The sequence below is a fragment of the Natrialba sp. SSL1 genome (assembly GCF_001861355.1).
Taxonomy (GTDB): Archaea; Halobacteriota; Halobacteria; order Halobacteriales; family Natrialbaceae; genus Natrialba.
Genome location: NZ_MASN01000012.1, coordinates 42,586 through 68,519 on the forward strand (window position 1 = coordinate 42,586; position 25,934 = coordinate 68,519).

Annotated in this window: 21 protein-coding genes and 1 rRNA gene; 13 read left to right on the top strand and 9 right to left on the bottom strand. The window is 60.3% G+C overall.

All coding sequences use genetic code 11. From position 1 onward, the window contains the following. Nucleotides 1–48 precede the first annotated feature (48 nt). The gene (locus BBD46_RS03165; protein WP_071400309.1) at nucleotides 49–1,395 is read left to right on the top strand and encodes a M28 family peptidase; all 1,347 of its coding nucleotides are present in this window, start codon (nucleotides 49–51) and stop codon (nucleotides 1,393–1,395) included. A gap of 166 nt (nucleotides 1,396–1,561) precedes the next feature. After that, nucleotides 1,562–2,983 carry an MATE family efflux transporter gene (locus BBD46_RS03170; protein ID WP_071400310.1) on the top strand — a complete coding sequence of 474 codons (1,422 nt, stop codon included), beginning with the start codon at nucleotides 1,562–1,564 and terminating at the stop codon, nucleotides 2,981–2,983. Nucleotides 2,984–3,173: 190 nt separating this feature from the next. Here BBD46_RS03170 and BBD46_RS03175 read toward each other — a convergent pair whose 3' ends face one another. The 3 genes from BBD46_RS03175 to BBD46_RS03185 form a co-directional block, all read right to left on the bottom strand. Continuing rightward, nucleotides 3,174–4,538 (bottom strand): aspartate aminotransferase family protein, encoded by a 1,365-nt coding sequence (locus BBD46_RS03175; RefSeq protein WP_071400311.1) that lies wholly within the window; start codon nucleotides 4,536–4,538, stop codon nucleotides 3,174–3,176. Between the two features lie 239 nt (nucleotides 4,539–4,777). Then, nucleotides 4,778–5,308: a GNAT family N-acetyltransferase gene (locus BBD46_RS03180; RefSeq protein ID WP_071400312.1), complete on the bottom strand. Its 531-nt coding sequence runs from the start codon at nucleotides 5,306–5,308 to the stop codon at nucleotides 4,778–4,780. A 377-nt stretch (nucleotides 5,309–5,685) separates the two neighbouring features. Then, nucleotides 5,686–6,072 (bottom strand): CopG family ribbon-helix-helix protein, encoded by a 387-nt coding sequence (locus tag BBD46_RS03185; protein ID WP_071400313.1) that lies wholly within the window; start codon nucleotides 6,070–6,072, stop codon nucleotides 5,686–5,688. A 94-nt stretch (nucleotides 6,073–6,166) separates the two neighbouring features. Here BBD46_RS03185 and BBD46_RS03190 point away from each other — a divergent pair, with 94 nt between their 5' ends. Then, on the top strand, nucleotides 6,167–6,991 hold the full coding sequence (locus BBD46_RS03190) for an ABC transporter permease (RefSeq protein ID WP_071400314.1): 825 nt from the start codon (nucleotides 6,167–6,169) through the stop codon (nucleotides 6,989–6,991). 163 nt (nucleotides 6,992–7,154) lie between these two features. On the opposite strand, the gene BBD46_RS03195 is transcribed toward BBD46_RS03190, so the two are convergent. Both BBD46_RS03195 and BBD46_RS03200 read right to left on the bottom strand, forming a co-directional pair. Further along, nucleotides 7,155–8,504 carry a PQQ-binding-like beta-propeller repeat protein gene (locus BBD46_RS03195; RefSeq protein WP_071400315.1) on the bottom strand — a complete coding sequence of 450 codons (1,350 nt, stop codon included), beginning with the start codon at nucleotides 8,502–8,504 and terminating at the stop codon, nucleotides 7,155–7,157. A gap of 234 nt (nucleotides 8,505–8,738) precedes the next feature. Further along, nucleotides 8,739–9,845 carry a hypothetical protein gene (locus BBD46_RS03200; RefSeq protein ID WP_071400316.1) on the bottom strand — a complete coding sequence of 369 codons (1,107 nt, stop codon included), beginning with the start codon at nucleotides 9,843–9,845 and terminating at the stop codon, nucleotides 8,739–8,741. Between the two features lie 255 nt (nucleotides 9,846–10,100). On the opposite strand from BBD46_RS03200, the gene BBD46_RS03205 reads away from it, so the two are divergent. From BBD46_RS03205 to BBD46_RS03250, 10 genes are all read left to right on the top strand, one after another. Continuing rightward, nucleotides 10,101–11,372, top strand: a complete 1,272-nt coding sequence (locus BBD46_RS03205) for a hypothetical protein (protein WP_071400317.1) — start codon at nucleotides 10,101–10,103, stop codon at nucleotides 11,370–11,372. A gap of 107 nt (nucleotides 11,373–11,479) precedes the next feature. Beyond that, complete coding sequence (locus tag BBD46_RS03210) at nucleotides 11,480–13,204, top strand: phage tail sheath family protein (RefSeq protein ID WP_071400318.1); 1,725 nt, start codon at nucleotides 11,480–11,482, stop codon at nucleotides 13,202–13,204. 161 nt (nucleotides 13,205–13,365) lie between these two features. Then, nucleotides 13,366–13,818, top strand: a complete 453-nt coding sequence (locus BBD46_RS03215; RefSeq protein ID WP_071400319.1) for a phage tail protein — start codon at nucleotides 13,366–13,368, stop codon at nucleotides 13,816–13,818. Further along, nucleotides 13,815–14,018, top strand: coding sequence for a hypothetical protein (locus BBD46_RS03220; protein ID WP_071400320.1), 204 nt, complete (start codon nucleotides 13,815–13,817; stop codon nucleotides 14,016–14,018). The genes BBD46_RS03215 and BBD46_RS03220 overlap by 4 nt, the downstream gene beginning before the upstream one ends. Beyond that, a complete protein-coding gene (locus tag BBD46_RS03225) occupies nucleotides 14,015–14,587 on the top strand; it encodes a hypothetical protein (RefSeq protein ID WP_071400321.1) in 573 nt (190 codons plus the stop codon). Before BBD46_RS03220 ends, BBD46_RS03225 begins: the two co-directional genes overlap by 4 nt. Then, on the top strand, nucleotides 14,584–14,880 hold the full coding sequence (locus BBD46_RS03230; protein WP_071400322.1) for a DUF6760 family protein: 297 nt from the start codon (nucleotides 14,584–14,586) through the stop codon (nucleotides 14,878–14,880). Before BBD46_RS03225 ends, BBD46_RS03230 begins: the two co-directional genes overlap by 4 nt. Before the next feature lie 86 nt (nucleotides 14,881–14,966). After that, on the top strand, nucleotides 14,967–15,434 hold the full coding sequence (locus BBD46_RS03235) for a phage tail protein (protein ID WP_071400323.1): 468 nt from the start codon (nucleotides 14,967–14,969) through the stop codon (nucleotides 15,432–15,434). Between the two features lie 118 nt (nucleotides 15,435–15,552). Continuing rightward, a complete protein-coding gene (locus BBD46_RS03240) occupies nucleotides 15,553–16,209 on the top strand; it encodes a DUF4255 domain-containing protein (RefSeq protein WP_071400324.1) in 657 nt (218 codons plus the stop codon). A gap of 154 nt (nucleotides 16,210–16,363) precedes the next feature. Then, a complete protein-coding gene (locus BBD46_RS03245; RefSeq protein WP_071400325.1) occupies nucleotides 16,364–17,500 on the top strand; it encodes a M24 family metallopeptidase in 1,137 nt (378 codons plus the stop codon). Nucleotides 17,501–17,620: 120 nt separating this feature from the next. Further along, nucleotides 17,621–19,963, top strand: a complete 2,343-nt coding sequence (locus BBD46_RS03250; protein ID WP_071400326.1) for a PAS domain-containing sensor histidine kinase — start codon at nucleotides 17,621–17,623, stop codon at nucleotides 19,961–19,963. 15 nt (nucleotides 19,964–19,978) lie between these two features. Here BBD46_RS03250 and BBD46_RS03255 read toward each other — a convergent pair whose 3' ends face one another. The 4 genes from BBD46_RS03255 to rrf all read right to left on the bottom strand — a co-directional run bounded on the left by BBD46_RS03255 (nucleotide 19,979) and on the right by rrf (nucleotide 25,823). Beyond that, nucleotides 19,979–22,027 carry a hydantoinase B/oxoprolinase family protein gene (locus BBD46_RS03255; protein WP_253184493.1) on the bottom strand — a complete coding sequence of 683 codons (2,049 nt, stop codon included), beginning with the start codon at nucleotides 22,025–22,027 and terminating at the stop codon, nucleotides 19,979–19,981. Nucleotides 22,028–22,032: 5 nt separating this feature from the next. Next, the gene (locus BBD46_RS03260) at nucleotides 22,033–24,057 is read right to left on the bottom strand and encodes a hydantoinase/oxoprolinase family protein (RefSeq protein ID WP_071400327.1); all 2,025 of its coding nucleotides are present in this window, start codon (nucleotides 24,055–24,057) and stop codon (nucleotides 22,033–22,035) included. A gap of 157 nt (nucleotides 24,058–24,214) precedes the next feature. After that, nucleotides 24,215–25,570 (bottom strand): MFS transporter, encoded by a 1,356-nt coding sequence (locus BBD46_RS03265; RefSeq protein WP_084777666.1) that lies wholly within the window; start codon nucleotides 25,568–25,570, stop codon nucleotides 24,215–24,217. 131 nt (nucleotides 25,571–25,701) lie between these two features. Then, nucleotides 25,702–25,823 (bottom strand): 5S ribosomal RNA (rrf, locus tag BBD46_RS03270). Nucleotides 25,824–25,934 lie beyond the last annotated feature (111 nt).

Sequence of the window (25,934 nt, forward strand, 5' to 3'; positions counted from 1 at the left end):
ACTTCCGCGTTCCACAGCTTCTTTTGACAGGCCGACAGGCACCTATTCATGACGAGACTCCCCACCGAAGTGATCGGCGACGCGCATACGAGCACCTTCCACTGGGAGGTTCTGGAAGATCTGGTCGACATCGGCAACCGGATGGCTGGACAGGAGGGCGAACGACGAGGGGCCGAGCGTATTCGGGACGCCTTCGAAACCGTTGGATTGCGCAATGTCCACCTGGACGAGTTCGAAATCGACGGCTGGTGGCGCGGCCCTGCCACGCTCTCGACGAGCGGCGCACACGAGGAAACGTTCGCGGCCGACTATCAGGTACTCGCCCTCCCGGGGACGCCGAGCGACACCGTCGAAGCCGAACTCGTCGACGTCGGCTATGGTCGGCCGGAAGACTTCGAAGATGCCGAACTCGAGGGGAAGGTCGTGATGGCCTCGAGCGAGACGCCGAACGATTACGGCCGCAGGCTTCACCGGATGGAGAAGTACGTCAGCGCAGTCGACGCCGGTGCGGTCGGCTTCGTCTTCCGGAACCACGTCGAGGGCTGCTTGCCGGCGACCGGCGAAATCGGCTACGACAACCGCCCTGGACCGATTCCGGCCGTAGGCGTCTCGAAAGAAGTCGGCCAGCGACTGTTGCGTCATTCGGCGTCGGAACCGCTCTCCGTCGAACTCGAGGTCGAGGCTCGCAACGAACGCACCAACTCGGTGAACGTCGTCGGCGAAGTCGGGCCGGACACCGACGAAGTCGTAATGGTGACCTCCCACGTCGACGCCCACGACATCTCGGAAGGAGCCAACGACAACGGCGCGGGCACTGCGCTGGTCTGTGAAATCGCACGGCTGCTCACACAGGTCGAAGACGATCTCGAGACCCGCGTCCGATTCGTCCCGTTCGGCTCGGAGGAGATCGGACTGCAGGGGGCCTACCACTCCGCGGCGACCCAAGAGCTCTCGAACGTCAAGTGCGTCATCAACATCGACGGTGCCGGGAACTCCCGGAACCTCCGGGTCAACGCCAACGAGTTCGACGCGCTGGAAGCGCTGTTCGAGGAGGTCGCAGACGAGTTCGACGTGCCGCTGTCGACGAGCGACACCATCAGCCCGCACGGGGACCAGTGGGCGTTCGTCCAGGAGGGCGTGCCGGCATCGATGACGTCGTCGACATCCGACTCGAGTGGCCGCGGCTGGGGACACACGCACGCCGACACGCTGGACAAACTGGACGTGCGCGACCTGCGAGCGCTGTCGGCTCTCATCGCTGCAGCGGCGCTCACGGCTGCGGAGGCCGACCGCGAGTTCCCACAGCGTACTCGAGAAGAGACGAAAGCGATGATCGACGAGGGCTACGTCCAGGAGCTGAAGATTGGCGGGCGGTGGCCGTACGACGACGAGTAGGCTCGGACCGGCAATCGTCTCGACTTGATCAGAGCCAAGCTTTCGGCTCACCAATCGGGACACGCAGCGATCGAGACACGCAGCGGATCTACACCCGAAATACAGACGAGCCGGGTCACTTTTCCGACAACTCAACGTTTAATCCCTGAAGGTGGGAAATCGGCCTGTGTTTATCGTTCTCTTATCGCTGGCTGAACGCCGGTTCTGGCGCGTCTGGCGGCGCGTGTTTAGCCTCTCGTGGCCAGTGATGGCCGAACAGGTGTTGCGGACGCTGATGCGGACGACGGACCTGATCGTCGCGGGCTTTTTCTCTCCCGCCGCGGTCGCAGCCGTCGGCCTCGCGGATATCTACGCGCGATTCCCACTCCGATTCGGGATCGGAATCGGCGACGGAGCGATCGCCCTCTCGAGTCAGGACACGAGCGCGGACGCGACGGCGAACCGAAATCAGGCGGTCTCGCAGGCAGTGCTAATCGGTCTTCTTGGCGGTATCCCGTTCATCCTGTTCGGCCTCTTGCTCAACGAGTACGCAATCGCCGTACTCGGGGCGCTCACCGAGGAAAGCGCGATGGAGGCCGTGATCAACTACGGCAGTACCTACCTCATGATTATCATGATCTCGGCCCCGGCGATCCACACCAACTTCATCGCCGCCCGGTCGATCCAGGGGACCGGCGACACCAAGACGCCGATGTACGTCAACGGTGCCGTCAACGCGCTCAACATCGTCCTCACCGTCAGCCTCGCCTTCGGACTCGGCCCGCTGCCGGAGCTGACCGTCATCGGGATCGCGGTCGCGACCGCGGTCGCCGACACGTTGGGCGCGCTGACTTTCCTCGCGATACTCTGGTCGCCACGCAGCGAGATTCAGTTCGTCGCCCCGCGCGAACTCGTCATCACGAAGCAGTTGATGCTCATCAGCTGGCCGCGGATCGCTGAGGGCGTCACGGAGATGATTGCGGAGTTCCCGTTCAACGCCATCTTGCTCGCGTTTGGCACCGAGGTCAACGCCGCCTACCACATCGGACGACGAATGTACCAGCAGGTCGCTTCGCCGCTTGCGCGAGGCTACGGCGTCGCAGCGAACATCATGGTCGGCCAGTCGCTCGGGCGCAACGAGGCGTCCACCGCCTACTACAACGGAATCGCCGCAACGTCACTGAGCGTGCTCACCATCGGCGGACTCTGCGGTTTGCTGTTCTTCTTCGCCGAGCAGTTCGTCCTCGTGTTCACGCGCGAGCCGGAGACGATCAGCTACGCAGTCGGCTTCGCGCAGGCGTACGCGATTGCCGCGCTGTTGATCGCGGCGTATCTCACACTCGCGGGCTCGCTCCGGGGTGGGAGTGAAACCGTCGTTCCGTTCGTCTCCCGCGTTATCGGGACGTTCGTGTTCCTGCTCGGCTTCACCTACGTGTTCGGCGTCATCCTCGGATACGGCGTCGTCGCGGCGTACGTCGCCGTCGTCCTCGACTTCGTGTTCCGAGTTGGGTACCTCAGCGTCGTCTTCTATCGCCGCCGCTGGATCGAACGAGGTACCTCGATGATGCGAGAACGAGGGAGTTTCGAAGAGCAGTCGGTCGAGGACTGACCAGCAATCTACCCAACCATTCCGACCGGCCTTTAACCAGTCACCACCCAGTCACCACAGTCACCACCAGCAATCAACCAGTCAGCAACACCGGACAGGCATCCACATAGCCACTCGAGGAGACGAGGTCAACTGATTGACAAAATGGTGAAACGCGAATCAGAAGTCGCGAACGTGAACCGAAGCGAGATCAGTTCGAACCGGTACTCGAGTCGATCGCCGCACAGATGATGTCAGTCCCGACCTCAGCCTGCTGCTCGGTGAGCACGAGCGGCGGGATGAGACGGAGGACGTTGCCGTGGCGGCCGGCGCTCCAGACGAGGACGCCGTTCTCGTAACAGCGCGTCTGGATCTCCTCGACGAGGTCGTCTGCCGGCGCGCCGTCCTCGTCGACGAACTCGACGCCGACGAACAGTCCCTTGCCGCGGACGTCCGCGATTTCCGGCGTCGTTTCCGCAACTTCGGCGAAGCGACCGCAGATGTACTCGCCGAGTTCGGTCGCGTGGGAGAGCAGGTCGTGGGACTCGATGTAGTCGATCGCGCGGATACCACCGACCATCGCGGGTGCGTTGCCGCGGAAGGTTCCGACGTGGCCACCGGGGCCCCAGGTGTCGAACTTCTCGTGGTAGAGCATGCCGCCGATCGGAAGGCCGGAGCCACCGAGCGCCTTCGCCATCGTGATCGCGTCCGGCGTTACGTCGTAGTGATCCGAGGCGAACCACTCGCCGGTACGGCCGAAGCCGGTCTGGATCTCGTCGACGACGAGCAGCGCGTCGTTGTCGTCCGCGATGTCTCGCAGCCCCTGCAGGAAGCCCTGTGGCGGGACGTTGATACCGCCTTCGCCCTGAATCGGCTCGACCCAGATCCCCGCCGGTGACTCGTGGCCGCCGTAGGGGTCCTCGAACTTCCGCTGAACGGCGTCGAGCGCGCGCTCGACGCTAATCCCATCCTCGGTCCCCTCCGGGTCCGGATACGGGACGTGGACGGCATCCGCGAGCAGCGGGCTGTAGTTCTTCTTGTACTTCTTGCCGGCGGTAAGGCTGAGCGCGCCGGCCGTCGTGCCGTGGTATGCACCCTCGAACGCCAGCACACCGTGTCGGCCGGTGTTGTGCTTTGCGAGCTTGATCGAGCCCTCGATCGCGTCGCTCCCACTCGGACCGCCGAAGACGACGTTACTCGAGCCCTGGAGGCCACCCGGTGCAATCTCGCGGAGTTTGTCGATCAGATCGATTCGCGCCTCTGTTGGGAAGTCGATCGTATGCGCGACATCGTCCAGTTGCGACTTGACGGCATCGAGGACGTACGGGTTCGAGTGGCCAACGTTCAGCACACCAATTCCTGCGAAGAAGTCGAGGAACGTGTTGCCGTCGACGTCCCGAATCGTCGCGCCTCGCGCTTCATCGAGGGCGATTGGAACGCGTCGAGGATACGCGACGGCGTTACTGTCGACGTTTCGCTGGCGCTCGCGGAGTTCGTTCGATTTCGGCCCGGGTACCTCGTCGACGTCGGGTTCCTGACTGAAGTGAAGGTCGTCAATCGCTGGTCCTACGGTCATACCAGAGTATTCGCACCGCCCCACATATAATTGACTCACATCTCCCGCAGTGAGCGTTCGTGGTCTTTCGGCTAGGATATCGATTGGATGCTGAACAAGATTTACTACTGTCCGCTTGCCGCTCACCACTCACTGCTCACTGCCCACCACCTATAGTAACAACTGCAACTATTTACACACTGATCGCCGAGCAGGCTGGCGATCAGGTGTGCATTGACTTGCAGTGGCTACTATACCACTCACTGCTCACCGATCACTCCTTCCTCTCCCCCACGAGCCGGCTCGAGCGACTTCTCCATCGAACACATATCGTAGGGCCGATCCGTGATCTCTTGAGTACCCGTCCGCTCGTAGCCCCGATCGCGATACCACTCGAGAAGGAACGGATGGCCGGTGTAGGTCGAGAGCTGGATACGGTCGTGGCCCTGCTCGCTGGCGATGGACTCGAGTCGGTCCATCAGGTGGCTGCCGACGCCCTGACCCTGCCAGTCGGGATGGACTGCGAGGCGTTCGGCGTAGGGAACGTCGCGTTCTTCGAGGAGACGAACGGTGCCAGCCGGTTCGTCGTCTGCGGTTTCGGCGATGATGGTCGTCGCGTCACGCTCGAGCCACGAGGAGACAGTTTCGGCTTCGATATCGACCATACTCGATGGAAAGCCGTCGTCGGCAGCGCTCTGATACGCACGACGGTAGAGGGCGGCAAGCGCAGGCGCATCGGACTGGTCGACGCGGCGGATCGTAAGCGAGGCGCGCGCGGGTGTATCGGCCATATCCATTCGTCATCGCAGGCGGGCAAAAACGTCGCGACTTGCCGACACGAGTGGCGAAGCGGTGTGACGCTGCAGAGACACGTGCTGGAGCGTGTACCCCGCAATGTTGGGTAGCGGTGCTGTGAGTGAGTGGGGGCGGGGCTGTGATGTGCAGGTGACGGGGCTGTGGTGTGTGGGGAGAGTGCTGCAGTGTGCGGGCAGGGCTACTCGAGTAGGGCAGTTTGTGGCGGGCGGGGAAAGCGGTCGGTGTTGTGTGTTGGGTGGCGGTCGGTGTTCGCGGTGGGGTAGCGGGAGGTGAGTAGCGGAAGGTGGGTGGCGAGTGCTGTGGTGGGACACGGAGAGGAGAGGAGAGGAGAGGAGAGGAGAGGGCGGTAAACCTAGGACCGCAACAACAACACCTTCACTCGACCAACAGCGTCGAAGTCCCGCAGTTCATAAACCAACTCACGCACGCGTGTCGCGTCGCCGCGACAGAAGACCGTCTCGAGACACCACCCGTCTTCGTGCATGTGGCTCGTCGTGACGATCACGTCCTGAAAATCGTGCTGAATATCGTGCAGGTCGCGGATAACGTGTTCGTGCTGGTAGTCGAACGCTAGCGTTGCGCTGACATCACCAGAGACGGACTCGAAGGTGGTGTGTGCCGCAATGTACTCCTGCATCGCCTCGCGAACCGCACGCGAGCGCGACTCGAACCCTTCCGCTTGCCAGGTCTCGTCGAACTCCTCGAGGAGGTCGTCCGGGATATTGAAACTCGTTCGCATCGTATCGGTCGTTCGGTCTCAGCACCAAGCAGTATTACGATTCCCCCGAAATGGTGATAACAGTCCTTTTGTGGGCTATCGGACGCTATACGGTATGGATCTCGATCTCGTCTTGGGGGTGATCGTGATCGGGTTCGTTCACGGTGTGCTTCCCGACCACGGCTGGCCGATTGCGGCGACCTACGGGCTCAACCACTCTCGGACGTGGCTCTACGGGACACTCGGGGGACTGATACTCGGTCTTGGACACCTGTTCAGTAGCGTCGTGCTGGTGCTTGCGTACTTCTGGTTTAGCCGGTTCGCGAGTTTCGCAGAGGGACCGTGGCTCCGGTACGTTGCGGGGACGATGCTCATTTTGCTGGGGATCCACGAGTATCGTCACGGTGGACATGGACACAGCCACGGTCATGGCCATGGGCACGACCACGGACACGAACACGGGCACGACCATGACCACCAACAGGAGCATACACACAAGCACGGGAACGGGCACGGGAGCGAGCACGAACACGACCACAACACCGCCGAAATCAACGAAGACGAAGTCAGCAATAGCGGTCTACTGAGCAACCTCCGAACCAAACTGTTCGGCGGCGATGGCGACGGTCACCGCCATCTCGACGAATCAGACGCCGACCGCGGCCTCTTCGCACTCGGAGCGACTGCACTACTGCTCGGCTTCGCACACGAGGAGCCGATCCAGATCCTGGCAATCTGCGTCGGGACGGCGTACTGTCTCGAACTCATGCTGCTCTACTCGCTGGCCGTAATCATCGCCATCCTCGTTCCAACGCTACTGTTGATCGCCGGCTACGAACGCCACCGGGAGACCGTCGAACGCTACACGCCGTACCTCCCGCTCGTGACCGCAGTCGTCCTCGTCGGCATGGGACTGGCGTTCATCGGTGGCATCTTCTGACTGGCTCTGACGGCGACCACCTGTTTCCAGCAGCCCCTTCCACTCCGTCACAACTGGACGGACAGAGCAATACAAGCCACGTCCGGACCATCACTACACTATCACCGGAACGTCATCGGATCATCACCCGACCCTCACACCGATCGCAGAGGGAGAGAAACCACTACTCGAGTACCCAGGTTCGAAGCGCGTACTCGCCGTAGCTGTGATCGCCGTCGTGGTACTCGACTGGTTCCTCGACCGCACCGATCGTGTTCAGATCCGACGCAGCAGTCGAGTTCGTGTTCGTGGCCGACTCGAGTGCCACTGCGGTCGCGATACCGTCGGTCTCCAGGACGGTCCCGGCTCCCGTTTCGAGGTCGAACTGACGGACGCCGTGCGTCATCGGATCGCGGACCCGGACGTTTTGTGCACACGGAACGACGACTGACGACGCCGTTGTGGCCAGTTCGTGTGCGTAGCCGCGGATTTCGGCACTCCAGCGGGTGGTGCCGTCCGTATCGAACACGGCGAGCTGGTGCTCGTTCGGGTGGCGCGAAGCGGTTTCGCGGCTCCCCACGGCGTAGGTGTTCCCGGTGACGAACGCGACGTGATCGTCGCCGACAGCGACGTGGTTCGGATATGCATACAGCGTCTCCCCGTCACACTCCGTTTCCGTAGCGAGGGGGACCCGCCAGCGTTCCTCACCGCCGGGACCGAGCAGGTAGCCACACCTGTCGCCGTGACTCGCGACCGCAACGCGGTCGCCATGGACAGCCACGTCGCCGACGCGCCGGCCGCTTGTAGTGCCGGGATCCCAGTTCCAGTTCACTGTCCCAGAGTCCGCATCGAGGACGACGAGACCGACGTTGTGGTCACCGAGACAGCGGTTGTAGCCGACGGCGAGGTGGGTACTCGAGTGAGTAGCACCGCCGTCGTGTCTGTGACGGGTCGATCCGAGCGACCGGTCGCCGAGTGAGAGCGCGTTCGACGACGCATCTGTCTTGTATCGCCAGTCGACGGTTCCGTCCGCATCGAACGCGAGCACGACGCTTTGCCAGCACCGATGCTCGCCATCGCGTTCGTACCGCTGGGCGGCCGCGTACACACGGCCGCGGTCGGCAGTGAGGCTGGCGGCCGGTTCCGACTCGAGTGCGGTCACGTGCGGAAGCGCGAAAAGTCCGTCCTTGGTGGGGACGCCGATGTCTGTCGCCGTTTCGTACTGCCAGCACTGCGTGCCAGTGTCGATATCGTACGCCGCAATCGTCCCCTGCTCGCCACGGCTCCCGACGATGAGTCGGTCTGTGAGCGGCGTCATCGTGACCGCGTGTCCGGGGTGAGCAACCGTCCAGTGGGGGTCGAGTGTGTCGCGGTCGAACGCAGTTACGCGGCCGTCCCAGCGGCCAACGACGAGGAGATCGGCGATGGACTGAACACACGAGCGTGTCCACAACTGACGGCTCCGGACGGGATCGACCCCACCGAGCCAGACGCAGCGGCCGCGGCGGGTGTCGCGAGTAGGTGGGACGTTCATCACTAGTGAAAGCTACCTTTCTCATGTGCAATATAGATTTAGTTTCCGCGGTGGATGGGGGCGAGTGAGGGGAAGGGGTGGTACGAGGAAGAGCAGTCAACGAAAGGGCGACGAAAGGGTGACGAGAGGACGCGAAAGGCAACGGAGATGAAGAGAAGGACAGAGATAGAGTGAAGAAACACACGAGAGCGAGTGGTGGGACGGCGAAACGAAACAGCGCAGTCGAAACGCATATCAAAGGGACGGCAGCGGCGGAAACCGCATCCAGTCGATAACCGCATCCGGATCGTGGTAGCGCTGATAGAACGCATCCTGTTCATACACAGCAGTAAACGAGTCGATCCCCGGCCCACGAACCCGGAAATCGCGCGGCGGTGCAACACCCATTCCAAGATAGCAATCGCGGAGTTGGCACCGAAGCTGGTCGACGAGAGCGCGCTGGAACGCAGCAACGGACTCGAACGGCGTCTCCTCCACCGGCAACTGCAGCCGGACGCTGCTCTCGTCGTCAGCAACGGATTCGCTCGACTGCTCGTATTCTACTCGAGTACACCCATCGCGCACCCACTCAACGCGAAGGGGACGACAGGGAAAGACGAGCGTCGTACCGTCGCGGTCGGTGGTTGCGTCCACCGTCGGGAGGGGTGGCGAACCGTCGACAGGTACCTGCGAGAGGGCACTGGCGAGGCGAGCGAAACAGTCACCGCTTCGTCGTTCCGGGAGGGCAGCCATCGATTTCCGGAGCGCGCCGAGTCCCTCGAGTTCGATGAGGATGTCGAGAAGCGGCCGAAGTGCCGCGTCTTCAATGTCGACGGCAATGTCCTGCTCGATCAGTCGACAGGTCGACGGTGCGAACCCAGTCGGCGGATCGACGGGCAGTCCATCTGCGGCTGACGCCGCGGTGTCAGCATCGGGTGCAGAGTCAGTGTCGACTCCAGAGTCGGAATCCGGGCTGAGTACGCGCCGGTCAGCACCAGCCACTCGCTGTCGATACGCCGTTTCGAACGTCGATGCAACCGTTTCGGGCGTCATTGCGCCAAGCACGAGCGTCGCAGCAGCCAGGTGTTCCGGATAGGTGATTCGATCGGTCGTGCTGTAGGGATCGATCGTATCGAACCCGCAGGCACGAAAGGCGACGTACTTGGCAAATCTGGATCGTTGTGCATGCTGTGTACGTGCCGCCACCGCCCGGTCGTCGCCGGTAGGCGGTGGGATTTCGTCCGAGGAGTGGTACTCGAGTTCACCCTCGCGTGTGACGGTAAGCGACTGTTCGATGCCGTCGTTATCTGTGACAGTGAGGTCGACGCGTCGATCGGTCCGGGACTGAATAGTGGCCTGCATTCGAGGAGCGGAATGGAGCGAGTCGTGTCTGCGGTGTGTTTGAGCTTCGGTACAGCCGGCTCGTAGCTGCAATTCCAACGCTGAGTATATAAAATATAGCGGTGTGCCCCTAATTACCCAACCTGATGCGTACACTTTTGTTCGGTGTCCGACTGAAGGCACTACTGTTTACTACCAGTAGCATTCGTTCAATACTGAACCAATCGATCATTTTATAACATAGTGACTGAGAACGATAGATGTGCTCGCTTTGCCATGACTCGGGACGGGGACTACACGACCAACGAGATGGGAGGACTCTCTCAGTTCAAGAAGAATCGATTCTTCAGGGGGAAGTTGATGACCCCCCGCGATATGGAAGCAGAGCAAGCGTACCACGCTGAGCGACTGGAGACGATAACCCGGTTCCTCGATGGATCGGGAATCGTCCACGGGCTCGAAGTTCAGTCCGTTACCGAAACAGAGACCGGCCTCGACGTTACGGTCGACGCTGGCTTTGCACTCGACGGACGCGGGCGACCGATCGTCGTCGAACAGGTAACGACGAAGTCGCTTCCCGAACCGACGACCGACGAGGTACACCTGTTTATCCAGTTCAGCGAGGTCGCCGTCGAAACCGTTCCCGTTCCGGACACGGACGGTGCAATCGACGACGAAGCGGTACCGAACCGCGATGTCGAAGTGTTCGAACTGACACACCGCGAGGAGCCCCCGGAGACACCCACAGAGCCGCCGACGCTCGACCTCGACGGGTACGATCCGGAAACGGCCGACCCACAGGCGATTACCAGAGCACTGACAGCGCAGTACCATGCCAACCACCGAACCGGGACACCGGAAACGGACGACCCGGCCGTCTATCTCGGCGGGTTCGAGCGCCAGCCGGATGGGCGGTGGGAACCGATAGCAACCGCGGCAACCGACACTGACACCGACACCGACACCGGCAAGCAGTACGCAGCTGATCACGAGCTGTTGTTCGCAGCGCTTGCAGCACACCTCGCCGATACCGACAACCCACACCAGACACCAGTCTCGGACCAGACCGAAGACCGACCCGACGACCTGACCGGAATCGTCAAACGGCTCAGGGCGATGGAAGAGACGGTCGGCGAACTCGAACAGGAGCGAGACACGATGCAGACGTACCTGCTCCGGAAGACCGTCAAAGACCGTGTCCGGTTCTTCGAAACGCTGAGCGACCGACTCGAGCCACACACGGGCGAAGGCGCGCGGATCACCCGTGAAATCGCAGAGCTCTCCCGGGACAATCACGCCGCGACCACACGCGAAGACGTCTATCGCGCACAACTCTCCGCGCTGCTGGACTACCTGGTCCGACTCGGTGAACCCCTCGAATCGGTCGTCACCGAGGAGAGTCTCGAACGCTACCTGAAAGCGGTCTCTCGACTCCAATCACGGATCGACGAGAACGGACCGCTACTCGAGTTGATCGACGCACACGACCAGGTGTGTGAAGCGGCCGAGTCGCTCGAAATTCTGGTTGGTGTCGTTCCTGAAGCGTAGAAACGTCGAGAACCGCCACCGGCGGAACGTGTAGGTTAAGCAAAAGTATTATATTATATCAATATAGAACACACATAACGTAGTAGAAGTTCAAGAGGTAATTAAGAATGCCAGAGTATCAGGCCCCAGGTGTCTACGTCGAGGAAGTCAGTAGCGGAAGCAAATCGGTCGAAGGAGTTAGCACGAGTACGGCTGGCTTCCTCGGTCAAACGCGCCGTGGCCCGGTGGAGCCACGGCTGGTGACGAACTACGCCGAGTTCGAACGCGTGTACGGTTCGAGCCCGAAGAACTCCCACCTCGACGTTGCTGTCGACGGATTCTTCAAGAACGGTGGTAGCCGCTGTTACATCGGTCGCGTGACCGCCGTGGATCCGAACGACGTTGCAACGACGGCGTTGATCGACGAAACCGGTACGGAAACCGTCGAAATCGAAGCGAACGGCCCAGGCGAGTGGGGAACGTCCGTCGCAGTCATCGTTCGCGACGGCCAGCGCCCAGGCCAATTCGACATGATCGTCCGCTACTGGTCGTGTGATCTCGAAGAGGTCAGCCAGCCGGAATCCAACCGTCCGGAACCCACACCCGATGTCGAGGAAGTCTTCGATGGTCTCTCGAGTGACCCACAGTCGAGCCAGTTCTACGAAAAGCAAGTGACTTCCTCCGTTCTCGTCGATGTCGAATACCTCGGAGACGGACGCCCCGTCGAGGGACTCACGTGGCTGAGCCGCGACACGCCGACGGCGTGTTCCGACGGCGGTCTCGTCGAGACGGACGGTGAGGAAACCGTCGTCTACATCCCAGACGAACTCGAGGAGCTGGGGTACAACGATCTTCGCGGTGTCGCAAAGCCGTTCGAAATCGCAGGAAATGCCTCGAAGGACGATCTCATCGAAGAGCTCGAAGAGATTCGCTCCGGTGAGCGAGAGGTCGAGGTCGAGGTCGTCACCGAGGAACCAGAGAAGCCCGATGCAGAGGGCGAAGTCACCCTGAGCCACTACGAAGGGATCGACAAGCCGGGTCTCCGGACTGGCCTTGCTGGCTTCAAGGCACTCGACGACATTTCGATCGTCTGTGTTCCCGACGAGAACGATGTGAGTGGGTTGACCGACGCCCTCGTGGCTCACTGTGAGAACATGGGCGAGCGGTTTGCGATCCTCCAAGCGCCACAGAACCCCGGCCCAGTCTCGGAGATGGAGACACCGGTCGACTCCACGTACGCGGCGTACTACTATCCGTGGCTTACCGTCCTCGATCCAGTGACGAATCGCGAAAAGCTCGCCCCACCAGGCGGCCACATCGCCGGTATCTACGCCCGAAGCGACGCACAGCACGGCGTGCACAAAGCCCCCGCAAACGAAGTCGTTCGCGGCATCGTTGGCCTGCAACACGAGATCACGAAGGGAGAACAGGACGTACTCAATCCGAAGGGGATCAACTGTATCCGCAGCTTCCAGGGCCGCGGTGTTCGCGTCTGGGGGGCGCGAACCACCTCGAGCGATCCCGAATGGAAATACCTCAACGTCCGACGCCTGTTCCTGTTCATCGAGCAGTCGATCGACGAGGGGACCCAGTGGTCGGTGTTCGAGCCGAACGACAAGGACCTCTGGGCACGGATCCGTCAGTCCGCCGAAAACTTCCTCACAACTGTCTGGCGCGAGGGCGGTCTCCAGGGGTCGACCGCAGACGAGGCGTTCTACGTCCGCTGTGGCGAGGAAACGATGACACAGGACGATATCGACAACGGTCGTCTCATCGTCGAAATCGGCGTTGCACCGGTCAAGCCGGCTGAGTTCGTGATCTTCCGCATCAGTCAGGACACCGGCGACGCCTAACGCCACCAGCACTGCGAGCCGTTAGTTACCAGCCCGCGAGCACAGACACGCGGAACAACCTGCGGACACGAGACGCGTAACAAACAACCGAACGAGGCGGGGCGCCGTGACTACGGGAGCGCCTCAGCCGACACCAACTCACAACAGACAACAGCGCACATATGCCAGAACACGGACCACTTCCAAGCACGGAGTTCGCCGTCGAACTCGACGGCGTCGATATTCCCGGTTTCCTCGAGGTCAAACTGCCGACCCAGGAAACGGACGAACAGGACTACCGCGAAGGCGACGACCCGAAGCACTCGAAGAAGCTCTTCGGTGACGTCCATTACACGCCACTCGTACTGGCCCGCGGTGCCGAAGAAGACAACGAACGACTCGACGATTGGCGAAAAGCCGTCGCAAACGGTGACGCTGAGGAGGCACGAAAGAATATCGCCGTCATCATCCAGGACAAGGCGGGTGAGTCTGCTCTCCGATTCGAGTTCACCAACGCCTGGATTCGGAAGTACGAACCGCCAGCACTCAACGCACAGGCAGGCGGCGGCCCAGAAGCGATCGCCGTCGAAACCTACACCGTCGAATTCGAGGAGATGGAACGGAAGAACGTATGACCGGATCGGACGGGGAAAGCGAGACAGCAGTGTCGATAGCCCGCACGTACACGGTTGGTCGCAACCGGTACCGTGACAGTTGGACTGTCGATGCAGAGGGCTGTCTGCACACCGGATCGGCGACGACCACGCCGTTCGTCGAGCGCACGGCGACGAGTACGCAGTCGGCGCTCACGCATCGAGGTGTTCGCCACCCATGACAGACCAGCCACTACAGACCGAGTTCGAATTCACGCTACCTCGGGGGTACGTCGATGACGATGGCACACTCCACACGGAGGGCCGGATGCGCCTTGCGACCGCTGCCGACGAAATCCAGCCGTTGCAGAACCCGCGCGTACAATCGAACTCGTCGTACCTGACCATCGTCTTGCTCTCACGTGTCGTCACTGAACTCGGGACACTCGAGACGATCGACGAAGACGTCATCCAGAATCTCTTCGTAACGGATCTCGAGTACCTCCAGGCGATGTACGAACGAGTCAACAACCGCGGGCGGAACGCTACGGAAACGGCGTGTCCGGACTGCGGGTCGGTGTTCGACGTGGATGTCGAAACCGGTGCACAGCTCGCACCGCCAGCCGATGCGGAGATTGAGCAGCCAGGTGTGAACGCCGACGCAGACCCCATCGAGGGGGTTCACGGAACCAGTGAGTCGGCCGATTCGACTGGAGCCGCTACCGCTGTACCCGATGGTTCGGACGCTGGGAACGATACCGAGCGCGAACACGAACAGACGGAGGTCGAAGCGGGAAACCCGAGCGAGTGATACGGCTGTCCGATCCCGACACCCTCTTCGAGGAGGTCGCGTTCATCGCCTATCACTTCGGCTGGAGCCACGACGAGGTCCTCACACTCCCCCACTGGGAACGACGCCGGTGGTGTGGCGCGATCAGCGAGATCAACGACCGAATCAACGAAACGGGTATGCCAGACCATGAAGGTGGTCAGAGCGCAACTGAGAGAGCTGGCGGCGCCAGCGCACAGACTGGTGGTGCCGGGAGCTTCCTCGACGATGACGGTGATGGGATCGTGCTGCAGAACTCACTGGACGAACTCTGAAACGAATTAGCAGCGACTTGAACGACGACGGGAGCGACGAAGAGTACGCGGAACTCCCCACTTTTACAAGCAGGATCCAACACACAATGACCGGCGACGAAACACCATACACGGGCGGAGACGGGCCATACGCGCAGTACAACTTCGAAGTCGAAATCGACGGCGAGACAGTCGCGGGTTTCGCCGAAGTCTCGGGAATTACGATGCAACTCGAGACGATCGACTATCGCGAGGGAGGGGTGAACGATCACGTCCACACACTCCCGGGGACGTTCGCACACGCGAATCTCGTATTACAACGCGGAATGACGAAGGATGCATCGTTCTGGGAGTGGATTCAGGACGTGATGAGTGGCAGTGTCACGCGAAAGAACGTCGTTGTGAAGATGCGAGAGGGGTTCAACGGAGAGAACGGCTGGGGATGGGAGTTCAAACGCGCCTATCCGACGATGTGGCGTGGCCCTGATCTTGTGAGTACGAATCAGGGGATGGCAATCGAATCTATCGAACTATCCTACGAGCGGTTTTCGAAGATGTCGGGATTGCCGGAGTAGCACGAACAACAGGACTCACAAACGGATTGTGACAGGGAGACGGGAACAGACGACAGCGAGACACGACGCCGAATGCACTCGAGTTACGCCCAAATAACACACACCACAGAGACACCAAATGGCAGCACCAACCGCACTTCGAGACACGACTGACTTACTGGTGACGCTGCTCCGGCTCCAGTTGGCGGGAGATGATGACGACCGGCTCAACGAATCCCAGATTCAACCGATTCCACCGACGGCAGTCGACGACGACTCGACGGTGAGACTCACGCTGAGCCTCTATGACGTCTCGAAAGCCGGATCGCTCAACACCGGTTCGAAGCGTATCACCGACAATCGAACGGAAAAGCCACCGCTTGGACTCGAACTCCGGTATCTACTGATGGCGTTTCCGAGTGCCGACGACGAACGTGATGCGGTGTTAGCCCAACAGCAACTGCTCGGGGCTGCGATGCAAACACTGTACGACGCCGAAGCGATCGAGCCCGAGGAATTGCCAGCGGGGCTCGACGAGCGACTGACGATTACACTCGAGCAACACGAGCCATCGGCCGCAACTGAGCTCTGGAGTTCGATGCCGGATCTACCGCTCTATCCGCACGTGATCTATACGGTTCGGCCGGTTCGAATTCCGTCGACGCAGTCGACGCCGTTCGAACGCGTCAGCGAGCGAGACGTGCGTGTTGGGCGCGGTGTTACCACTGACACGGACGGTGAGAGCAACACAAGCGACGAGCACGGCGACCGCACCGAGATGGACAGAAGCGAGTAGGGAGAATATGGGCAGACTAACCAGTTAGCCTAACCAGTTGAGATAGATAGTGGAGCGAAAGCGGGAAGCACAGCTAGTCAGTTCTGACGACAGTCAGGGCAAGGGAGTGGGGAACCCAAACAATCAGCACGGTAACGCACGAACAACAGCGTAGATGACAGCTACTGACTCTTCGAGCACCGAAGCGGACTCGAGTACACTCATTCACGACAGACTGGATCGCGCACGGGAGACACTCGAACAGGAGGGGGCAGACGCCCTGATTCTGTTCCCAAGTTCGAATATGGGGTATCTCAGCGGGTTCCAGGAGGAGCCGATGGAACGCCACCTGTTTCTGTTCGTGACTCGCGAGGAGACGCTGTTTCTCGCACCCGAGATGTACGACGAACAGCTGGCGGCCGAGTCGGTCGTCTCGACGGTTCGGACCTGGAGCGACGGCGACGATCCAACAGTGTTGCTCGCAGCGATCGGTGACGAACTCGAGATTACGTCCGGGCGGCTCCTCGTCGACGACACGATGTGGGCGCTTTTCACGCAGGATCTACGCGAGACGTTCCCCGAAGCGACGTTCGGGCTCGCGAGCGAGGTCGTCGACGAGCTTCGGCTGCGGAAGGACGAGGTTGAACTCGAGAAGCTTCGGTCGGCTGCAGCCATTTCGGATCGTGTTAGCGAAGCCGTTCGCGACCTCGGCGAGGAGGCAATCGGGATGACTGAGGCGGAACTGGCGGAGGAGATCGAACACCGGCTGACGGCGGCCGGTGGCGAGGGCGTTTCGTTCGAAACCGTCGTTGGATCGGGACCGAACGGTGCGCGACCGCACCACCGCCACACCGACCGACAGATCGAACGCGGTGACCCCGTCGTGCTCGACTTCGGGACGAGCGTCGAGGGCTATCCCGGCGATCAGACGCGAACAGTCGTTTTCGCTGGTGAGCCGCCCGCAGATTTCGAAGACGTTCACAGTGCGGTGCTTGCTGCCCAGCAGGCTGCACTCGACGCAGTCGAACCCGGTGTCGAAGCACAGGCGATCGACCGCGCAGCACGGGAGGTACTCGAGAACCGAGGCTACGGCGAGGAGTTCGTTCACCGAACGGGCCACGGAGTCGGTCGCGACGTCCACGAACCGCCGTACATCACCGAGGGGAACGAGCGGGTGCTCGAGCCGGGAATGGTGTTTAGCATCGAGCCCGGAGCGTATCTCGAGGGCGAATTCGGTGTGCGGATCGAGGATCTAGTTGTCGTCACCGACGACGGCTGTGAGCGGCTAAATCGATCGCCACGGGAGTGGTAGTGCGCTTGGGGGTCTGCCAGGCCTGTCTGCCATACCTGCCACGTCTACCGCACCTGCTATACCTGCCACACCTGCCACGCCTGCCAAGGGGTTTAGTTCATCCGCGCACAATCCGTCCTAATGAGTGAGCAGGAAGATTCCTCCAATCCGTCCGTCCCGGAGACACGAGAGGAGACTGAGACACTCAACCACTCACAGACGCTGCTGAACAATGTCTCCGAAGGAATCTTTCAACTCGATGCCGAGGAGCGGTTCGTCGCGGTAAACGAGTTTCTCACCGAAACAACGGGCTACACGCGAGACGCCCTCCACGGAGAACACATCTCAGTCCTGATTGACGACGTCGATAGCAAGCGACTCGAACAGGAGATTCGCGCTCGAGTCGACGCGGGCACGGACCCAGAAACGGCATTCAATCTCACAGTCGAAACGTCGTCTGGTGATCGCATTCCCTGCGCGTTGCGATTCAACCTTCTCGTCGATGATGGCTCGTTGACGGGGATTGCCGGCATCATTCGACCGATCGAAACGAACGAATCAGCGAACGATCACTCGCCGTCAGTCTGGGGGACCCACGAACCGATCTCGTCCGTCATCGACGAAGCTGACATCGGTGTGTTCGTTCTCGACGACCAGTTCGATGTCGTGTGGGTCAACGAAGCAATCGAGGAGTATTTCGGTCTCAATAGAAGCGATGTCATCGGTCGCGACAAAGAGACACTGATCCGGAAGCGTATCCGTGATCGGCTTGTTGATCCCGAAGCGTTCGCAGAAACGGTTCTGGCAACTTACGACGACAATACCTACGTCGAACAGTTCGAATGCCAGATTTCCCCCGCTCACGACCGAGAAGCGCGCTGGCTCGAACACCGAAGTAGACCAATCGAGTCCGGCTGGTATGCAGGCGGGCGCGTCGAACTCTACTACGACATCACCGACCGGAAAACGGCAGAGCGTATCACCCAGGACACGAAAAAGCAACTGCAACAGGAACACAACCTGACCGAGCAAATTCTGGAGACGGCACCCGTCGGAATTACCGTCGTAAATCGGGACGGCTCAACCGCCCGTACAAACGAACGGATGACGGAGCTACTCGAGTTACCGACGGTCGACGAACCCTACACTACAGGACAACAGGATATCTACGACGAGAGTGGAGAATTTCTGCCGCCAGAAGGCCGACCCGTCTCTCGTGCGTTCGAGACGGGAGAGCCGATAATCGATCAGGAGGTTCTGCTCAAACGATCGGACGGGCAACGCCAGTGGCTCTCGATAAATGCGAGGCCAATCGCCGACGAACGGGGAGAACCAGAACAGGTCGTCGAGACTGCAACGGATATTACCGGGCTGAAAAAACTAGCACAAGGACGAAAACGGGCGTTGCACGAGCGTGAAAAAGAGCTCGCTGCCGTACAGCTCGCAACGAACCTGCTCGAATCCAGTGACCAACCCGTCGACCAGTTTATCCAAGAGTTCGTTACTGTCCTCCCGCAGTGTTTCCAGTATCCCGACCAGACGGACGCACGGGTATCTATCGGCGAGACTGTCGCGACAACGGACGGCTACGGGCAGTTCGACGACCGCATCACGTCCCGTACGGCGACGATTAACGGCACGCCGATTACAATCAGTATCGTCCTCCAGACGATACCCGAGAGCGCCGAAGACGCGAGCGGCGGGTTTCTCGATGAGGAACAGGAGTTAATCGAGACGCTCGCACTGCTTCTGAAACTCCACTTCGATCGACAGGAGTATATCGACGACCTCCGACAGTCGAACGAACGCCTCGAACAGTTCGCCTACGCCGCCTCACACGACCTTCAGGAGCCGCTTCGGATGGTCTCTAGCTACTTGCAACTCGTCGAACAGCGGTATGCCGACGAACTCGACGCCGATGGCCAGGAGTTCCTCGAATACGCCATCGACGGTGCCGAGCGGATGCGGTCGATGATCGACGGCTTACTGCAATACTCTCGCGTCGAATCGCGCGGAGATCCCTTCGATGCGGTCGATCTTGATGCAGTGGTTGCGGATGTGCTGGGCGATCTTCAGCTCTCGATCGAGGAGCACGATGCAGAGATCACGTCCGAACCGCTCCCGACTGTCGAGGGCGACGCCAGCCAACTCCGTCAGGTGTTTCAGAACCTCATCGACAACGCAATCGAATACAGCGGGAACGATCCCCCGCGCGTTCACATCTCTGCCGAGCGCACCGGAAAGAAATGGAGAATTACGGTCCGTGACGAGGGAATTGGCATCGACCCCGAAGATTCCGACCGCGTGTTCGAGGTGTTTCAACGACTCCACACACGTGATGAGCACGCCGGAACCGGAATCGGCCTTGCACTCTGTCGCCGTATCATCGAACGCCATACAGGAGAGATTCAGGTCGAATCTGAGCCCGGTGACGGTGCAGCGTTTTCGTTCACCCTTCCGGCCCTCGAGGAGCCTGCTGAATAACCCATCGTGACAGTACTACTCCGATGCCGACGACCACTCGCTCGCCGCTCGCTCCCGCACCATCTCTCGGAACTGCGCCGTCGTCTGCTCGAGTAACTCGCCGGAGGACCACTCGAGTATCACGCCGTACCGACGGATGAGATCCAGCGTGTCGAGCTCACCGTCGCGGTACCGTTGGGCGATCGCTTCGGGGTCTTCCTCGAGCCACTCCGTCCGGTGACCCCGGATGTGGTCGCGCTGGTCGGCCGTCGCCTCGTGATCGATTTCGTACGCACAGACCTCCGGATCGATTTCGTCGATGACGACACCGTAGTCCCGTTTGGCGCGTTCGACGGAGACGTAATCGTCCTTGACGTCTTCGAGGACAGCCTCGGGGTCGCGCTCGAGTGGGTCGCCAAAGCCGCCACCGCCTGACGACGGGCGGACGAACTCGTCTCCCTCGTCGATTGGCACGTTCGAGAACACCGTTCCCATCTGGCGCTCCTCGCCGTCCTGAGTGAGTGTGACGCCATGCGGAATACCGGGAAGACCGCCGTTAATGCCCCAGGTGATCGAACGCGACCGGTCCGAACAGTAGGACATGACGCTGCTCTCGCAGGCGAGCATTCGGCCGCCCTTGCGAACGCCACAACCGCCGCGGTACTCGCCCGGTCCCGCAGAGTCGGTGACGATCGAGTGCTGGCTGGTCAGGAGCGGCGTGTCTCGCTCCTGGCCCTCGAGCGACTGGACGGCAAGACCGGCGCCGAACACCGGTGCGGTCGCGTTGGAGCCGTCCTTACCATCGCGACCACCCCACCCGCCGGCCATCCAGTCGTACCAGGCGAACTCCTGCCCCTCGTGGCCTGGACGCTGGTCTTGTCCGCCAGCGAGCAAGTACTCGAGGTTGAACGACGCCGCCATGGCGCGCTCGGGCAGCACCTCCGACCAGAGTTCGAAGATGGCGTTCATCACCTTCTCGTACGCACCGGCGACCGAGCCGGTGACCGGCACCGGTTCTGGTGCATCGACGACGGTGCCTTCCGGGAGATCGGCGCTGACGACGCGGTAGAGTCCCGAGTTGAGCGGCACGTCCGGGAAGAACATCTTCGTCCCGGAAACGACCGCCGAGAAGGACGTCCCGAACGTCGAGTTCAGGAAGTTGCCGATGTACTCATCAGAGCCCGACAGATCGTAGTGAACCTCGTCACCGTCGATCGTCATCTCTACGTCGATTGTAACGAATCCTTCCTCCTTGTTCGGGTCCGCGTCGATGTAGTCCTGCGTGTGCCAGGTGCCGTCCGGCAGCTCTCGGATCTGCTCGCGCATGATCCGTTCGACGTACGATTTAGACTCATCGAACGCCGTCATGACCGTGTCGATGCCGTACTTCTCGACGAGTTCGAGCAGCCGTTCCTCGGCGATACGGGTCGCTTCCGTCTGTGCTCGCAAGTCGCCCATACGGTCCTCCGAGAGGCGCATGTTCGTCGTCAAGAGGTTGGCGACATCCTCGCGGAACTCGCCGCCGTCCCAGATTTTGAGCGGCGGAATGCGCAGTCCCTCCGCGTAGTGGTCGTTCGCTTCGATATTGAACGACCCCGGCGCCGGACCGCCGACATCCGCCCAGTGGCCGTTGGACTGCGTGACGGCGATCAGTTCATCGTCGTGGAACACCGGCCGCATGATCCGAACGTCGTTGATGTGCGTGCCGCCGAGGTACGGATCGTTGACGATGTAGACGTCACCCGGATTGATGTCGCCCTCGAAGTACTCCAGGGTCTCCTTGCAGGTGTAGTGGAGCGTGCCGACGTGGACGGCGATGTCTTTCGATCCCTGCATCACCGTGTTCCCCTGGGCGTCGTTCAGACAGTTGCTGAAGTCGCGGTTGTATATCACGAACGAGTAGCACGTCCGTCTGATCTGTTGGGCCATCCGGTCGACGAGGTTCGTAAAGGAACTGCGAAGAACCTCGAACGTAACCGGATCGAGGTCGATGTCGGCCTGTGGTTGTCCGTCTGTGTGTGAACGCGAACCTGAGTCTAGGTCTGGATTTGGATCTGTATCCGGGTCTGGATCTGAGTCTGTCATAACAGTTACACCGTGAGAATAATGTTCCCCGTTTGCTCGACCTCGGCCGTCGCGTTCGGTGGCACGACGACGGTCGAGTCCATCTGTTCGATAATCGCCGGTCCCTCGAGCGTCACGCCTGCTCCGAGTTCGGCACGATCGTAGACAGCCGTCTCGACGAACTCGCCTTCCGAGTCGAAGTACGCCTCGCGCGTCGTCCGTCGAGCCGCGTCGACGCGCCCGTCCTCAATTTCGGGGAACGCGGGTTTCTCGACGACGCCGCGACCGGTCACGTGGAGTCCGTAGATTTCGACTGGCTGGTCCTCATCAGAGTAGGCGTAGGTCTGTTCGTGTTGCCTGTGGAACTGAGACCTGATCTCTGCCATATTCTCGATCGGCCGTGAGCAACTGACCTCGAGTGAGCGCCACTGGCCAGTGTAGCGCATCTTGATCTCGTGGTCGAGTTGAATCTCGCTCTCGTCGACACCCTCCTCGTCGAGTCGCTCGTGAATTTCGGCTTCCATCTCCGAAAACGCCGACTCGATGTCGTCGACGACATCATCTGCGGCGTCGGCGATGAACGTCTGTGAGAGATCGTGTTCGACGTCGACCAACAGACAGCCAAGCGCCGAGTTGATCCCCGGATACGGCGGGATAATCACGTTGGGAATGTTCATTTCGCGTGCGACATGGGCTGCGTGTAGCGGCCCCGCACCGCCGAAGGCGACGAGTGCAAAGTCACGAGGGTCGTACCCCTTACTCGTCGAGACGAGACGGACGGCGTTGCACATATTGGCAACAGCGATCTGCTCGATCGCCGATGCGGCCTCCGTGAGTTCGAGATCGAGTGGCTCGGCAATATCGTGCTGGATAACCTCACGTGCAGGTTCGGCGGTCGCATCCATGTCGCCGCCGAGGAACTGATCCGGATCGACCCAACCGAGTACGACATTTGCGTCCGTCGTCGTCGGTTTGTCACCGCCACGAAGGTAACAGGCCGGTCCCGGGTCGGCTCCCTGACTCTTCGGACCGACCCGAAGCGAGCCGCCGTCGTCGATCCAGGCGATCGAGCCGCCACCGGCACCGATCGTCTCGATATCCGTCGAGGGAAACATGATCGGATACCCGTACTCGACGGCCCACTCGTCGGTCGTCTCGATCTCACCCTCGTGTGTGAGCGAGACGTCCGCACTCGTCCCACCCATATCGAATCCGATCGCGTTCTCGAAGCCACACTGCTGAGCGATGTAGCGACCTGCAATCGCACCTGCCGTCGGTCCCGAATTCGCGATACGGGCCGCGTAGTAGGCAATCGCCTCGGTCGTCATCACCCCACCGCCAGAGTGCATCGCGAGTACGTCGCCGTCGTAGCCCCGGTCAGCAAGTTGGTCCGCCAGGTCAGTCAGGTAGTCGCGAACGACTGGGACCAGCGCCGCATTGATAACCGTCGTACTGGTCCGCTCGTGTTCGAACATCTCCGGCAGGATTTCGTGGGAGCTACAGACGAACGCCTCGGGATACTCGTCTGCGATGATTTCTTCAACGCGCTTCTCGTGTTCACCGTTGACGTACGCGTTGATCAACGAAATCGCGATCGTGTCGATTCCGCGCTTTTCGAAGATCCGAACGACATCGCGGACGGCATCCTCGTCGAGCGGTTCGACGACGTTGCCTGCATAGTCGACCCGCTCGGGGACTGCAAGCCGATCCCGTCGCTGGACGTACGGATCTGCGACGTCCTGATAAGCGTCCCAGAGATCCTCCTTCGTTGCATCCCGTATTTCGTGAACATCGCGGAACCCTTCGGTCGTGATCAGGCCGATTCGAGGCAACTCGCGCTCGATCAACGCGTTCGTTCCGACCGTCGATCCGTGCGAGAAGAACTCGAGGTCGTCAATACTGGTGTCAGCCTTTGACAGCCCATTTATCACCCCTTCGGCCGGGTTCGCCGGTGTCGAAGGCGTCTTTTCGATTTCAATCTCACCAGTTTCTTCATCGAAGACGATCACATCCGTAAACGTTCCACCAATGTCTACGCCAGCACGTCTCATACTATCATGCCACACAGTAGATCACGGTCAGGCCACATAACTGTTCGTCTGGAGTTGAACCAGGTGCAACACACCAACGAGAGATAAAAGTGCGTTTTCGAGGTAGAGAGTAGGTTGTACTAAGAACTAAAATATACAGCGTTCAAGCTAGTACGAGTTACCACTCAACCAGGGCACGACGCCCGTGTCCCCAGACAAGTATTACAAGGAAGGTACCAACACCCGTCAACGCGAACAGGCCACCAACGTAGAACACCGATGCCATGCTTACCTCATACATAAGCCAACCGCCAAGCAAGGGCGCAATAACGCTTCCAGGCCGCCACACGAGTTCCCGAATACCGAAACTGGAGGCGACACCACCGTCATCCGTCCCCTCATCGGCGAACAAAGCCATACTTGCCGGCTCGCGGAAACTATCTGCAATCCCAAGCAGTCCGGACAGCACAACAAGCGGCACGAATGCGGGCGAGACCTCACCGAACACCGAAATCTGCCCAGGAATTGCCTCAAACGGGAGCCAGGCTGGAAACACGACACCAGCCAACGCTGACGGAACAACGAGAACAATTTCAGATGGAAGCGCAAGTGAAGCACCGATCATCGGTGCGAACGGAACGAGGAGCGCAACCAGACCGTAAGCTGCGCCACCAGCGAAAACGAACATCGCACGCCCATAGCTGTCGGACAGTCGACCCGTGAACGGTTGACAGCACATATTCGTGAACTTTTCCGCGACAACGGTGAGAGCAACTGCAAGCCCACCATATGCTAACCCACCTTCTGCAGCCGCAACCCCGGCAAAGATCGGAATCCATGTTCGAACGAGCGTCACCGAAAATGCGTACTGAAATCGGAAACTCGAGAGTGTCAGCAGTCGTCGATTCAACGCTAGATCGCTGAAGGGGAACCCGTGAATACGAGTCTCGTCCGGTTTGAGATAACGAAACGTCCCAAGCCAGGCGACGAACATCAGACAGACAATTACCGCAAAAATCGGGCCAAATCCAAACAGTTCGAACAGCGAACCCGCGCTAATGCTGCCGATAATCGATGCCGCATAACTCGCAGCGTTTGCCTTTCCGATATGATTCGCCCGTGTGCTGCCAGCAGCAATTTCGCCGACGAGAGACAACGTCATTAGTCCCGCACCGGTGACGGCAACCCCCTGTAGTGCACGAACTGCAATCAGTGAGGCACTGGAATCGACGAGCGGAAACAACGCGTAGACACCGATACCAATAGCGAGTACAACGAGCAGTACTGTTCGTTTGTCGAATCGGTCACCAGCCCAGGCAAGTGGAATGATTGCGACAGTCTGTGCAAGCGTGAATCCTGACGTGTAGAACCCGACAATAAGACCAGCACTGATCGTCATTCCAAGAACCGTCGTCCCGGTTGGATCGAGCGTGTTGATGTACGACGGGAGCAACGTAATAAGCGTAATAAATCCGAATCCCTCAGCAAACCGAGTTGCATAGAGCGACCAGAATTGGAGACGGTTCTCGTTCACATACAGTATCTCAAAGGGATATGAAAACCAGTTTCGAATCGAAGGTCATACAGAGGTTTCTCTGTGGGCGGGTCAGTTTCCAGAGACGGTTGTACAAAAGCAGTCGCTATCGAACGTAAAATGTAGTATGAATGGAGCGGCGAATCGGGTCTCCCAGAGGATCTCTCACTCCAGTACTCGCCGATACGCAGGTGGGCTTATCTTCCGTGTTCGGAATGGGTACGGGAGGAACCCCACCGCTTTGGCCGCTGTAAATCCGAGTGGTGGAATTGAACCACCGTGAACGACCACGTGCTCGGAAGTTGTGTATGAAGTATGAGTGGGGGCGGCGAATCGGCTCTCCCAGAGGGTCTCCCACTCCAGT

Bases quoted from the DNA above. Each gene is read 5' to 3' on its own strand.
- BBD46_RS03260 (WP_071400327.1), bottom strand. From the start codon at position 24,057: ATGAGACGTGCTGGCGTAGACATTGGTGGAACGTTTACGGATGTGATC.
- BBD46_RS03190 (WP_071400314.1), top strand. From the start codon at position 6,167: ATGGATCTCGATCTCGTCTTGGGGGTGATCGTGATCGGGTTCGTTCAC.
- BBD46_RS03180 (WP_071400312.1), bottom strand. From the start codon at position 5,308: ATGGCCGATACACCCGCGCGCGCCTCGCTTACGATCCGCCGCGTCGAC.
- BBD46_RS03240 (WP_071400324.1), top strand. From the start codon at position 15,553: ATGGCAGCACCAACCGCACTTCGAGACACGACTGACTTACTGGTGACG.
- BBD46_RS03235 (WP_071400323.1), top strand. From the start codon at position 14,967: ATGACCGGCGACGAAACACCATACACGGGCGGAGACGGGCCATACGCG.
- BBD46_RS03255 (WP_253184493.1), bottom strand. From the start codon at position 22,027: ATGACAGACTCAGATCCAGACCCGGATACAGATCCAAATCCAGACCTA.
- BBD46_RS03215 (WP_071400319.1), top strand. From the start codon at position 13,366: ATGCCAGAACACGGACCACTTCCAAGCACGGAGTTCGCCGTCGAACTC.
- BBD46_RS03245 (WP_071400325.1), top strand. From the start codon at position 16,364: ATGACAGCTACTGACTCTTCGAGCACCGAAGCGGACTCGAGTACACTC.
- BBD46_RS03175 (WP_071400311.1), bottom strand. From the start codon at position 4,538: ATGACCGTAGGACCAGCGATTGACGACCTTCACTTCAGTCAGGAACCC.
- BBD46_RS03225 (WP_071400321.1), top strand. From the start codon at position 14,015: ATGACAGACCAGCCACTACAGACCGAGTTCGAATTCACGCTACCTCGG.
- BBD46_RS03165 (WP_071400309.1), top strand. From the start codon at position 49: ATGACGAGACTCCCCACCGAAGTGATCGGCGACGCGCATACGAGCACC.
- BBD46_RS03200 (WP_071400316.1), bottom strand. From the start codon at position 9,845: ATGCAGGCCACTATTCAGTCCCGGACCGATCGACGCGTCGACCTCACT.
- BBD46_RS03210 (WP_071400318.1), top strand. From the start codon at position 11,480: ATGCCAGAGTATCAGGCCCCAGGTGTCTACGTCGAGGAAGTCAGTAGC.
- BBD46_RS03205 (WP_071400317.1), top strand. From the start codon at position 10,101: ATGACTCGGGACGGGGACTACACGACCAACGAGATGGGAGGACTCTCT.
- BBD46_RS03250 (WP_071400326.1), top strand. From the start codon at position 17,621: ATGAGTGAGCAGGAAGATTCCTCCAATCCGTCCGTCCCGGAGACACGA.
- BBD46_RS03195 (WP_071400315.1), bottom strand. From the start codon at position 8,504: ATGAACGTCCCACCTACTCGCGACACCCGCCGCGGCCGCTGCGTCTGG.
- BBD46_RS03185 (WP_071400313.1), bottom strand. From the start codon at position 6,072: ATGCGAACGAGTTTCAATATCCCGGACGACCTCCTCGAGGAGTTCGAC.
- BBD46_RS03220 (WP_071400320.1), top strand. From the start codon at position 13,815: ATGACCGGATCGGACGGGGAAAGCGAGACAGCAGTGTCGATAGCCCGC.